Below are 11190 nucleotides of genomic sequence, written 5' to 3'. Positions count from 1 at the left end.
CATGGCCACCGAAGAAACCCTCGTCCTCGTCAAGCCCGATGGTGTCGCTCGCGGCCTCACCGGCGCGATCCTCGCCCGCATCGAGGCGAAGGGCTACGCCCTCGTCGACATCCGCCTGGTCGAGCCCGACCGCGACCTGCTCGCCGAGCACTACGCAGAGCACGAGGGCAAGCCGTTCTATGAGCCGCTGCTCGAGTTCATGCTCTCCGGCCCCTCGGTCGCCATCCGTCTCGCGGGCAACCGCGTGATCGAGGGCTTCCGCTCGCTCGCGGGCACCACCGACCCGACGACCGCGGCCCCCGGCACGATCCGTGGCGACTTCGGTCGCGACTGGGGACTCAAGGTGCAGCAGAACCTCGTGCACGGCTCGGACAGCCCCGAGTCGGCAGCTCGCGAGCTCGGCATCTGGTTCGACTGAGCGCCCGTCACGCTGAAGAAGCCCGCCCGTCGATCCGAGGATCGACGGGCGGGCTTCTTCTGTATCCGTGCGGTATCAGCCGAGGGTCAGAAGACCATGCCGATGACCTCTCCGAGGAGGTCGAGGCCGCGCAGCTGCGCGAGCAGGATGATCACGGCGTAGGCGAGGATCGTCGCAAGGGGGACCCAGACCATCAGCCGGTTCGCCCGGTCCTTCAGCTTCTCGTTGCTCGTGAACGTGCCGTTGCGGGTCAGATGCAGCATCGTCGCGAAGAAGGTGGGGATGGTGACCGACCAGGTCAGCATGCACCAGGGGCAGAGCACGCCGAGGTTGGGCGCGTAGATGCTCTGCCAGATCAGCCAGCACACGAGGCCGAAGGCGAACGTGACGCCCGCACCGAACGTCATCCAGAACCATCGAGGGAAGCGCGAGCCTGCGAGCAGTGCGACGCCGATGAACAGGGGAGCCATCCAACCGGCGATGCCGAGCAGGGGGTTGGGGAAGCCGAACACCTCGCCCTGCCACGAGTCGAGATTCTTGCCGCACTGGATCATGACGCTGACGTTGCAGCTCAGCACGGCGTCCGGATTCGCCGCCAGCACGAACTTCTCGATCGTGAGCTGGAAGGCGGCGAACCAGCCCACCACACTCGCGATGATCAGCCAGACGGCATAGATGACGGGGCGGGTGCGCTGCTCGCTCATACTGGGGATTATCCCAGCGACTGCTATGGATGCGGCGAGAACAGGCCGGAGAAAACTCGCTGCGCGTGATGGGATGCCGCGAACGGAGCCACTTGGTGCGATAATGGCCTGTGATGCGATGAACGGCGTTGCCGCGACACGCATCGAGCAGACTTCGGGGTCCAATGCCCCACGCGATCAGAGCCATGAGCCGGTCGCAAACCGAGTGAGTTCGCGGAACCCGCGGGTACCGCATGAGATTTCACAGGACACCGAGTGTCCCGTGCAGGGAGTAAGCCAGAGATGGCCGATGACAACAATGACAACAACGCCCCTACCCTCGACTTCCCGGCTGACGCCGCGGGAGAGCTGACGGAGCCCACTGCTCCCGAGGCGGACGACCTCACAGGGTCGTCGGACGAGGGCGATGAGCTCTCCGAAGCGGCAGAGGTGGCAGAGGACGCCGCCGCCGATGACGTCGCCGCCGGCTATGCCGCTGCGGATGACGCCGCGGCCGCTGCCGACGACGCTGCTGCTGCCGCCGAGTCGGTCGCGGATGCACAGGCGGAAGCAGAAGCTGACGCGGAAGCCGCTGCAGGAGCGAGCGCTGAGGCAGAGGAGACCACCGAGACGGTGAGCACCGACACCGAGACGCTGCCGGCTGCCTCTTCAGAGGCAGACGCAGAGCCCGTGGCCGAGCTGGTCGTCGAGGAGACTACCGCCTCGGAGACCACCGCCGCGGAGACCACCGTCGAGGAGGCTCCGGAGGCTCCGGCTCCTGTGACCGCCGTGTCGCTCGGCCTGCTTCCCGAGGTGTTCGTCTCCCAGGTCTCCACGCAGCTGCACTTCTACGCGCCGGAGGTCGTCCCTCTTCCCGCACGCCCGGGTCGCGAGCGCATCTTCGACCGCATCGCCGAGCGCGAGCAGCCCCAGGAAGACGCGGCGGGCCGTGGTCGTGGCCGTCGTCGCCGCGGTGGCTCCGAGGGCGAGGATCAGCGTGAAGAGCCGCGTCAGCGTCAGCGCGTCGTGGAGTACATCACCGAGCCGAAGGCCATCAAGGGGTCGACACGTCTCGAGGCGAAGAAGCAGCGTCGCCGCGACGGCCGCGACGCCGGACGCCGTCGCCCCGTCGTGACCGAAGCAGAGTTCCTCGCGCGCCGTGAGTCGGTCGACCGCAAGATGGTCGTCCGGTCCAAGAACGGCCGTACCCAGATCGGCGTCCTCGAGGACGGCGTGCTCGTCGAGCACTATGTCGCCCGCAACCAGGACGCGTCGCTCATCGGGAACGTCTACCTGGGCCGTGTCCAGAACGTCCTCCCCAGCATGGAGGCCGCCTTCGTCGACATCGGTCGCGGGCGCAACGCCGTGCTGTACTCCGGCGAGGTCGACTGGGACGGTGTCGAGACCGGCAACCAGCCGCGTCGCATCGAGCTGGCGCTCAAGCCCGGCGACCGCGTTCTCGTGCAGGTGACGAAGGACCCGGTCGGACACAAGGGCGCGCGTCTCACGAGCCAGATCTCGCTCCCCGGCCGCTACCTGGTCTACGTGCCGGGCGGGTCGATGAACGGCATCAGCCGCAAGCTCCCCGACAACGAGCGTGCGCGCCTCAAGCGCATCCTCAAGGAGGTGCTGCCGGAGTCCTCCGGCGTGATCGTCCGCACTGCGGCCGAGGGTGCCACCGAAGACCAGCTGACCCGTGACGTACAGCGACTCACCTCGCAGTGGGAGCACATCCAGAAGCAGGTCGAGAACCAGCAGGCGCCCGCGCTCCTGCACGCTGAGCCCGACCTTCTCGTGAAGATCGTCCGCGACGTCTTCAACGAGGACTTCACGAAGATGCTGATCCAGGGCGAAGATGCGCAGCAGACCATCCGTGCGTACCTGGAGAGCGTCGCCCCCGACCTGCTGGAGCGCGTCGAGGCCTACGAGGACGAGACCGACCCCTTCGATGCTTTCCGCATCACGGAGCAGATCGAGAAGGCGCTCGACCGCAAGGTGTGGCTGCCCTCCGGCGGCTCGCTCGTGATCGACCGCACCGAGGCCATGACGGTCGTCGACGTCAACACCGGCAAGTTCGTCGGCTCCGGCGGAAACCTCGAGGAGACGGTCACCAAGAACAACCTCGAGGCTGCGGAGGAGATCGTCCGCCAGCTGCGTCTGCGTGACATCGGCGGCATCATCGTCGTCGACTTCATCGACATGGTGCTCGAATCCAACCGCGACCTCGTGCTGCGTCGACTGATCGAATGCCTGAGCCGCGACCGCACGAAGCACCAGGTCGCCGAGGTCACCTCACTCGGCCTCGTGCAGATGACGAGAAAGAAGCTCGGCCTCGGCCTGCTGGAGACCTTCAGCGAGGCGTGCGAGGTGTGTGCCGGTCGTGGCGTGATCGTGCACCACGACCCGGTCGTGAAGCACCGCTCCAGCAACAGCAATGGGGGCGGCAACAGCAACGGCAACGGGCAGAGCGGTCGTCGCCAGCGCGGCAACGGCGGCAACAGCAACGGCAACGGGCAGAGCCAGAGCGCTCCTGCGGCGCCGGCCGTCACCCACAGCATCACAGAGGGCGCCAAGTCGGCTCTCGCGCAGATCGCGGCCTCGACCATCGCTCCGACGGTCGAGGGGGCGGCGCACGAAGCCGAGACGGTCGACGTCGCGGCGGAGGCGCCCGCAGCTGCCGAGCGTCCGAAGAAGGCCCGCAAGAAGCGCGGCGGCGACCGCAAGGGCCCGAAGACTCCCGCTGAGCAGCTGCTCGACTCGGTTCTCGATGCCCTTCCGGAGCCGAAGGCACCCGGTCAGGGGCGAGGGCGTCGTCGGGTGAGCACGGCAGCGCTCACCGGCACTCCCGTCTCGGTGAACAACGAGCCGTCAGCGCCGGTCGCGGCTGCGGACTCGGAGTCCTGAGGCGATCAGGCGACGCACCAACTCTTTGCCTTTCACATGCTGAGCGCCGGCGGCGACGAGCCGGGGGATGATCTCCTCCGGCACGTCGTAGTGGTCGACGTCGAACGCGCGCGGAGCGATGCCGTTCGCCCGCGCGAACGCGTGCAGCTCATCGAGGCTCTCGTCGCTGACCAGGTGTGCCCACAGGCGTCCGTGGGCGGGCCAGAGCGGGTCGTCGACGAGTACGGTCACCTCGTCAGCCTACGTCCGCAGCGATGGGGTGGGGCTCGAGCGTGCGCCCAGACAGATCGGAGGCGGCCCGCTTTGCGACACAGACCCGCATCCGGTAAAGTAGTCCCTTGGTGCGTATGCCGCGTCGTCCTCGTCGGCCGAAGCGGAGAGTCTTGCGTTCGCACCCGCCGTTCTGCGGTGCATGCAAGCAACAGTCTTCCCGTGAGATCTCGGAGCCGCGAGCTCCCCAACGAAACAGGTATGAAGTGGTTTACGCAGTAGTGCGCGCCGGTGGGCGGCAGGAGAAGGTCGAGGTCGGCACGATCGTTCAGCTCGATCGTGTCAAGGCTGCCCAGGGCGAGAAGATCGAGCTGGCTGCAGTGCTGCTCGTCGACGGCGCCACGGTGACCACCGACGCTGACTCGCTCGCGAAGGTCAAGGTCACGGCTGAGGTCATCGGCAACCTCCGCGGCCCGAAGATCATCATCCAGAAGTACAAGAACAAGACCGGCTACAAGAAGCGTCAGGGCCACCGCCAGGAGCTCACGCGCGTCAAGATCACCGGCATCAAGTAAGCCCGAGGGGATTAGGACATGGCACATAAAAAGGGCGCAAGCTCAACCCGTAACGGTCGTGACTCCAACGCTCAGCGCCTCGGCGTGAAGCGCTTCGGCGGTCAGCAGGTCCTCGCCGGCGAGATCATCGTCCGCCAGCGCGGCACGCACTTCCACCCCGGCGTCAACGTCGGCCGTGGCGGCGACGACACGCTGTTCGCTCTGGCCGCCGGTGCGGTCCAGTTCGGCGCGAAGGGCGGCCGCAAGGTCGTCAACATCGTCGCCGCAGCTGAGTGATCACAGCGCGACACTAGATATCCGGTTCGGGGCGGGCTTCGGCTCGCCCCGTCCGTGTATCTGCCCTCCGAAAACGCACAGCAACCCAGAGGACTAGCAAATGGTCACGTTCGTCGACACCGTCACACTGCACCTGCGTGCGGGTAAGGGCGGCAACGGCTGCGTCTCCGTGCACCGCGAGAAGTTCAAGCCGCTCGGCGGCCCGGACGGAGGCAACGGCGGTGACGGCGGCGACGTCGTGCTCGTCGCCGATCCTCAAACCGGCACGTTGCTGTCGTATCACCACTCGCCGCACCGTTCCTCCGGCAACGGCGGTCCGGGCATGGGCGACCACCGCTCCGGGTTCCTCGGTGAGACGCTCGAGCTGCCCGTCCCGGTCGGCACCGTGGTGAAGAACACCGCCGGCGAAGTCCTCATCGACATGATCATCCCCGGTGAGCGGTTCGTCGTCGCCAAGGGCGGGATGGGTGGGCTCGGCAACGCCGCCCTCGCCACCCCGAAGCGCAAGGCCCCCGGCTTCGCTCTCCTGGGCACCCCTGGGCACGAGGGCGACATCATCCTCGAGCTGAAGACGGTCGCCGACATCGCCCTCGTGGGCTACCCGTCCGCCGGCAAGTCGAGCCTGATCGGTGCGATCTCCGCCGCCCGGCCCAAGATCGCCGATTACCCGTTCACGACCCTCCACCCGAACCTCGGCGTGGTGCAGGTCGGTGACTTCCGCTACACGGTCGCCGATGTGCCCGGCCTGATCGAGGGCGCCAGCGAGGGCCGAGGACTCGGTCTCGAGTTCCTCCGCCACGTCGAGCGCTGCTCGGCGCTGCTGCACGTGCTCGACTGCGCGACTCTGGAGCCCGGTCGTGACCCGATCTCCGACCTCGACGTCATCCTCGCCGAGCTCGGTGCCTACGAGGTCCCCGAGGGACAGACGCCGCTCCTCGAGCGCCCGCAGTTCATCGCTCTGAACAAGATCGACGTCCCCGAGGCGCGCGACCTCGCCGAGCTCGTGCGCCCTGATCTCGAGGCCCGCGGGTTCCGCGTGTTCGAGATCTCCACGGTCTCCCATGAGGGGCTGCGTCCGCTCACCTTCGCGTTGGGCGAGCTCGTCGAGAAGGCGCGTGCCGAAGCCGCGCTCGAGACGCCGCCGGAGCGCGTCATCATCCGTCCTCGCGGCTCCAAGAAGGAATTCACCATCCGTGTCGAGGGTGGCACCTACGGCAACGTGTACCGCATCCTGGGTGAGAAGCCGGTTCGATGGGTGCAGCAGACCGACTTCCAGAACGAAGAGGCCGTCGGCTATCTCGCCGATCGACTCGAGAAGCTCGGTGTCGAGGACGAGCTCTTCCGTCTCGGCGCCGTTCAGGGCTCGACCGTCGTCATCGGCGAGGGCGACAGCATCGTCTTCGACTGGGAGCCCACCATGACATCGGCCGCGGAGCTGATGAGTGCGCCGCGTGGAACCGACCCCCGTCTGGCCCCGAACGCGCGACGGACGACGTCGGAGCGACGCGAGCAGTACTACGAGCGCATGGATGCCAAGGCCGAAGCCCGCGCCGAGGTCGAGACGCAGCGTCTCGCCGCGTACCGCGAGGACGGCGAGTGACAGCACGAACCCGCGCAGAACTCGCCACTGCGTCCCGCATCGTCGTCAAGGTCGGATCCTCCTCGATCAGCGGTGAGTCGTCCTGGCGCATACCCGTCATCGTCGAGGCCCTCGCTGCCGCGCATGCACGCGGAGCCGAGGTCGTGCTGGTGTCATCGGGTGCGATCGCGTCGGGCATCCCGTTCCTGCGGCTGGACGCCCGACCGACTGACCTCGCGACCCAGCAGGCTGCGGCGGCCGTCGGCCAGAACATCCTGATGTATCGCTACCAGGAGTCGCTGCGTCCGTTCGACATCGTCGCAGGGCAGGTGCTCCTCACCACCGGTGACCTCGAGAACCCGACGTCGCGCTCCAACGCCCGTCGCGCCATGGAGCGACTGCTCGGGCTGCGCACCCTGCCGATCGTGAACGAGAACGACACGGTCGCAACACAGGAGATCCGCTTCGGCGACAACGACAGGCTCGGTGCGCTCGTCGCCCAGCTGATCGAAGCCGATGCGCTCATCCTGCTCAGCGACATCGAGTCGCTCTACACGAAGCCTCCGACCGATCCCGACGCCGAGCCGATCGACATCGTGGCCCCGGACGCCGACCTGACCGGCCTCGAGTTCGGAGCGACGGTCGTCAACAGCGTCGGCACCGGGGGAGCGGCCACCAAGGTCTCGGCGGCGCGCCTCGCGGCGGCGTCGGGGATCGGGGTGCTGGTCACCAGTGCCGACCTCGTCGAGCAGGCTCTCGCCGGCGCCGAAATAGGGACCTGGTTCGAGCCGGCCACCTCATAAACTGGGCGGATGACCGACCAGACCCCGCAGGCACGCCTCGAGCGCGCCAAAGAGGCCTCCCGCGCCACGGCAGCGCTCACGAGCGATGACAAGGCCCGTGTGCTCGAATCCATCGCCGTGTCGCTTCTGGATGCGGCGCCGCGCATCATCGAGGCGAACGGTCGCGACATCGCCCGCGGACGCGAGGAAGGCATCGGGGAGTCGCTCATCGACCGGCTGCGTCTCGACGACAAGCGCGTGGCGGCCCTCGCCGCGGCTGTGCGCGAGGTGGCCGCTCTCGCAGATCCCGTCGGTCGCGTGGTCGGCGGACACCGGATGCCCAACGGCGTCGCGCTCGAGCAGGTGCGCGTGCCGTTCGGTGTGGTCGGCGCGATCTACGAGGCCCGCCCCAACGTGACGGTCGACATCGCCGCGCTCGCGCTGCGTTCCGGCAACGCCGTGGTGCTGCGCGGCGGGAGTGCCGCCCGCGACTCCAACACCGTCCTCGTCGACGTCATGCGCAGCGCCGTGCAGAACGCTGGACTCACGCCCGAGGCGATCCAGACCGTGGATGACTTCGGTCGTGACGGCGCGAAGGCGCTCATGCACGGTCGTGGCTTCATCGATGTCCTGATCCCGCGGGGGAGTGCGGGCCTCATCGAGGCGGTCGTCACGGAGTCGACCGTGCCCGTCATCGAGACCGGAGCGGGCAACGTCCACATCTTCCTCGACGAAACGGCGCCGGACGACTGGGCGAGTGACATCGTCGTGAACGCCAAGGTCCAGCGCCCGAGCGTGTGCAACGCGGTGGAGACCGTTCTGGTGCATCGTCAGGCGGCTCCGCGTCTGATCCCCCTGGTGGCCAGCGCGCTGCAGAGCGAAGGGGTCGCGATCCACGGCGACGACATGGTCGCCGGTCTCGTCTCCAACGTGATCCCCGCGGTCGAGGACGACTGGGAGACCGAGTACCTGAGCCTCGACATCGCGATGAAGGTCGTCGACTCCCTCGATGAGGCGCTCGATCACATCCGCCGATACAGCACAGGTCACACGGAATCGATCATCACGACCGACTCGCGCAATGCGGAGCGCTTCCTCGCCGAGGTGGACTCAGCCGTCGTGATGGTGAACACCTCGACCCGCTTCACCGACGGCGGCGAGTTCGGCTTCGGAGCGGAGGTCGGCATCTCCACCCAGAAGCTGCATGCGCGGGGGCCGATGGGGCTGTCGGAGCTGACCAGCACGAAATGGCTCGCGCGTGGGGCGGGGCAGACCCGCGGCTGAGGGCTAGACTGGGGGACGCTGTACATCACAGGATCCCGAACAGCACGCCACGAAACGGAGTCAGGATGAACCTCGTCGCACAGATCGCGATGGCCGCTGCCGAAACCGAGCACCACGGCAACGTCGCGCTCGAAACGGTGATCTTCGGAGCCATCGCTGCGGTCGTGTTCGCCTTCCTCGGACTGGTGACCTTCTCCTACAAGAACGTCGCCAACCGTCACTCGGCGAAGGCCGAGGCCTGGGCTGCGCAGCACGGCAAGGACGGTCACGAGGCGGGACACGGCCACTAGGCCCCCATGAACGACGCTGCGACCACGCGCACCCCGCGCATCGGCGTGATGGGCGGCACGTTCGACCCCATCCATCACGGCCACCTGGTCGCAGCCAGCGAAGTCGCGAACTCCCTCGGTCTCGACGAGGTCGTATTCGTGCCGACCGGACACCCGTGGCAGAAGTCGGGCGTCTCGCCGAGCGAGCATCGCTATCTCATGACGGTGATCGCCACCGCCTCGAACCCGCAGTTCACGGTCAGCCGCGTCGACATCGACCGCGAGGGCCCCACCTACACGATCGACACGCTGCGCGATCTGAAGCGCGATCGTCCGGATGCGGAGCTCTTCTTCATCACCGGTGCCGACGCCGTGGCGCAAATTCTCAGTTGGAGGGACCATGATGAGTTGTGGGAGTTGGCCCACTTCGTCGCGGTCTCACGCCCCGGACATGTCCTGAGCACCGACGGCCTCCCGAGCGACAACGTCAGCCAACTCGAAGTGCCGGCGCTGTCGATCTCGTCGACGGACTGCCGTGAACGCGTTCGCGACGATCAGCCGGTCTGGTATCTGGTCCCTGATGGGGTCGTTCAGTACATCGCGAAGCATCATCTGTATCGGAGCAAGGCATGAGTACATCGGATCAGCAGGAGCAGGGTCCGCTGACGCGAAAGCAGCTGCGGGAGATCCGGCTGACGGGATCGACCCCGGTCATCTCCAGCGAAGAGGCCGCTGCGGCGGCTGAGGCGGCACCCCCCGTGCCGCCGCTGCCCCGTGCTGTGGAACCCGTCGAGGTCGCGCCGGCACCGACGTCGAACGCCGACGAGGCGAACGGCGATGCACCCCTGACGCGTCGTCAGGCACGTGAGCTGGAGAAGGTCCGCACCGCCTCGGTTCCGGTCATCGCCGACGACGATGCTGCAGAGGATTCCGACGACACGGAGTCGGAGCAGCCTGCCGACCACGCGCCGGAGGAGAACCCCGTCGAGTCGACCGCCGCCATCGCGGACGATGCTGACGCTCCTGCGGAGATCGTGTCGGGTGTCCCGGACTTCACCAGGAACGAAGAGCCCGGCGACGACGACGACATCGACGACGAGGTCGCCATCGCACCCGTGAGCGCATCCGTCGCCGCGGACTCGGTGGGCGAAGTTCCGCTCGAGGTCGCTGATGAGCAGGCTGAGGAGTCGGCGCACGACGAGGACGTGGCTTCGGCTCTCGGCCTCGTGACGGAGGGCGCCGACGGTTCCGACGAAGATGCCGACGACGTGCTCGCCGACGTCGACGATGCCGATGACGACGACGACGATGACGCCGAGGTTCGCCCCACGGTCAACCCCGCCTTCGGTGAGGGGCTCCTCGCCGATGCTCCGGACCCGCATGCGCCGTTCCGCCCGTCGTTCGACGAACTGCTCACCGTGGGCGACTCGACCGGTTCGCAGCACTCCGCGCCGAACGCCCTGATCTTCACCCCGTCTCCGGGCGAAGGATCGCTCTCCGGCCCCGTCGCCTCCACCGGCGAGATCCTCGTCACCGGGTCATACGAACTGCCGCAGGGCATGGGCTCGCAGGGCCATGCTCTCGGAACCACCGACGGCAAGGACGTCGACGCTGTTCTCATCGACGGCGAGCTTCCTCCCGCGTCGTCCCCCACGCCGATCGCCGCCAGCTCGGCGGTCAGCACCATCAAGCCCGCCGGCGAGGTGATCCGTCCGCCGGCGCCTGAGAAGGGCAACCGGCTGATGATCACCCTGGCGATCGTCGCCGGAGGCCTCGCCCTCGCTGTCGGTGTCGTCGTCATCATCGCCATCACCACGAATGTGTTCTGATGCAATCACCTGAAACCGCCGAAGAGATGCTGCGCCTCGCGGCACAAGCCGCCATCGACAAGGGTGGAGAGGATCTCGTTGCGCTCAACGTCTCCGAGCCGCTTCCGCTCGTGGACATCTTCCTGCTCGTCACCGGAAACAGCGAGCGCAACGTCGCCGCGATCGCCGATGAGATCGAGGACCGACTGATCGAGTCGGGCCACAAGCGGGTACGACGCGAGGGACGTGCAGAATCCCGGTGGGTGCTGCTCGATTTCGGCGACCTGATCGTGCACGTCTTCCACCAGGAGGAGCGCGTCTACTACGGTCTCGAGCGTCTCTGGAAGGACTGCCCCGTCGTTCCGATCGACGTGGCCGAGCCCGCCGCAGACCCCAGCTGAC

At 67.5% G+C, this 11190-nt stretch carries 13 protein-coding genes; 11 read left to right on the top strand and 2 right to left on the bottom strand.

The window, feature by feature from the left end; all coding sequences use genetic code 11:
• The first annotated feature begins 1 nt into the window (after position 1).
• The gene (gene ndk / locus KY497_RS13400) at positions 2–418 is read left to right on the top strand and encodes a nucleoside-diphosphate kinase (protein WP_017830321.1); all 417 of its coding nucleotides are present in this window, start codon (positions 2–4) and stop codon (positions 416–418) included.
• Between the two features lie 86 nt (positions 419–504).
• Here the strand turns inward: ndk and KY497_RS13395 are convergent, their stop codons facing one another.
• On the bottom strand, positions 505–1122 hold the full coding sequence (locus tag KY497_RS13395) for a vitamin K epoxide reductase family protein (protein ID WP_219869251.1): 618 nt from the start codon (positions 1120–1122) through the stop codon (positions 505–507).
• A 282-nt stretch (positions 1123–1404) separates the two neighbouring features.
• Here KY497_RS13395 and KY497_RS13390 point away from each other — a divergent pair, with 282 nt between their 5' ends.
• Positions 1405–4005, top strand: coding sequence for an Rne/Rng family ribonuclease (locus KY497_RS13390; protein WP_219869250.1), 2601 nt, complete (start codon positions 1405–1407; stop codon positions 4003–4005).
• Here KY497_RS13390 and KY497_RS13385 read toward each other — a convergent pair.
• Positions 3970–4236 (bottom strand): DUF4031 domain-containing protein, encoded by a 267-nt coding sequence (locus tag KY497_RS13385; protein WP_141386122.1) that lies wholly within the window; start codon positions 4234–4236, stop codon positions 3970–3972. The genes KY497_RS13390 and KY497_RS13385 overlap by 36 nt on opposite strands.
• Positions 4237–4481: 245 nt before the next feature.
• Between KY497_RS13385 and rplU the strand changes: the two genes are divergently transcribed.
• From rplU to rsfS, 9 genes are all read left to right on the top strand, one after another.
• Positions 4482–4790, top strand: coding sequence for a 50S ribosomal protein L21 (gene rplU / locus KY497_RS13380; RefSeq protein WP_028501602.1), 309 nt, complete (start codon positions 4482–4484; stop codon positions 4788–4790).
• Between the two features lie 18 nt (positions 4791–4808).
• Positions 4809–5066 (top strand): 50S ribosomal protein L27, encoded by a 258-nt coding sequence (gene rpmA / locus KY497_RS13375; RefSeq protein WP_028501603.1) that lies wholly within the window; start codon positions 4809–4811, stop codon positions 5064–5066.
• A 100-nt stretch (positions 5067–5166) separates the two neighbouring features.
• The gene (obgE, locus tag KY497_RS13370; RefSeq protein WP_055867574.1) at positions 5167–6666 is read left to right on the top strand and encodes a GTPase ObgE; all 1500 of its coding nucleotides are present in this window, start codon (positions 5167–5169) and stop codon (positions 6664–6666) included.
• Positions 6663–7448 carry a glutamate 5-kinase gene (gene proB, locus KY497_RS13365; RefSeq protein WP_055867577.1) on the top strand — a complete coding sequence of 262 codons (786 nt, stop codon included), beginning with the start codon at positions 6663–6665 and terminating at the stop codon, positions 7446–7448. The genes obgE and proB overlap by 4 nt, the downstream gene beginning before the upstream one ends.
• A gap of 9 nt (positions 7449–7457) precedes the next feature.
• Positions 7458–8711 carry a glutamate-5-semialdehyde dehydrogenase gene (locus KY497_RS13360; protein ID WP_219869249.1) on the top strand — a complete coding sequence of 418 codons (1254 nt, stop codon included), beginning with the start codon at positions 7458–7460 and terminating at the stop codon, positions 8709–8711.
• Between the two features lie 65 nt (positions 8712–8776).
• Positions 8777–9001: a hypothetical protein gene (locus tag KY497_RS13355; RefSeq protein WP_021198522.1), complete on the top strand. Its 225-nt coding sequence runs from the start codon at positions 8777–8779 to the stop codon at positions 8999–9001.
• A 6-nt stretch (positions 9002–9007) separates the two neighbouring features.
• Entirely contained in the window at positions 9008–9613 is a 606-nt protein-coding gene (gene nadD, locus KY497_RS13350) for a nicotinate-nucleotide adenylyltransferase (protein WP_055867584.1), read from the top strand.
• Entirely contained in the window at positions 9610–10809 is a 1200-nt protein-coding gene (locus KY497_RS13345) for a hypothetical protein (RefSeq protein WP_219869248.1), read from the top strand. Before nadD ends, KY497_RS13345 begins: the two co-directional genes overlap by 4 nt.
• Positions 10809–11189, top strand: coding sequence for a ribosome silencing factor (gene rsfS / locus KY497_RS13340; RefSeq protein ID WP_218682233.1), 381 nt, complete (start codon positions 10809–10811; stop codon positions 11187–11189). Before KY497_RS13345 ends, rsfS begins: the two co-directional genes overlap by 1 nt.
• Position 11190 lies beyond the last annotated feature (1 nt).

The sequence above is a fragment of the Microbacterium sp. PAMC22086 genome (genome assembly GCF_019443525.1).
Classification (GTDB): Bacteria; Actinomycetota; Actinomycetes; order Actinomycetales; family Microbacteriaceae; genus Microbacterium; species Microbacterium maritypicum.
The sequence above is the reverse complement of the archived record's forward strand: the minus strand, read 5'-3'. Positions and strand labels throughout refer to the sequence as shown.

What these genes read in the sequence shown, in the direction of transcription:
- ndk (WP_017830321.1), top strand. Translation starts at nt 2, where the DNA reads ATGGCCACCGAAGAAACCCTCGTCCTCGTCAAGCCCGATGGTGTCGCT.
- KY497_RS13395 (WP_219869251.1), bottom strand. Translation starts at nt 1,122, where the DNA reads ATGAGCGAGCAGCGCACCCGCCCCGTCATCTATGCCGTCTGGCTGATC.
- KY497_RS13390 (WP_219869250.1), top strand. Translation starts at nt 1,405, where the DNA reads ATGGCCGATGACAACAATGACAACAACGCCCCTACCCTCGACTTCCCG.
- rpmA (WP_028501603.1), top strand. Translation starts at nt 4,809, where the DNA reads ATGGCACATAAAAAGGGCGCAAGCTCAACCCGTAACGGTCGTGACTCC.
- obgE (WP_055867574.1), top strand. Translation starts at nt 5,167, where the DNA reads ATGGTCACGTTCGTCGACACCGTCACACTGCACCTGCGTGCGGGTAAG.
- KY497_RS13360 (WP_219869249.1), top strand. Translation starts at nt 7,458, where the DNA reads ATGACCGACCAGACCCCGCAGGCACGCCTCGAGCGCGCCAAAGAGGCC.
- KY497_RS13355 (WP_021198522.1), top strand. Translation starts at nt 8,777, where the DNA reads ATGAACCTCGTCGCACAGATCGCGATGGCCGCTGCCGAAACCGAGCAC.
- nadD (WP_055867584.1), top strand. Translation starts at nt 9,008, where the DNA reads ATGAACGACGCTGCGACCACGCGCACCCCGCGCATCGGCGTGATGGGC.
- KY497_RS13345 (WP_219869248.1), top strand. Translation starts at nt 9,610, where the DNA reads ATGAGTACATCGGATCAGCAGGAGCAGGGTCCGCTGACGCGAAAGCAG.
- rsfS (WP_218682233.1), top strand. Translation starts at nt 10,809, where the DNA reads ATGCAATCACCTGAAACCGCCGAAGAGATGCTGCGCCTCGCGGCACAA.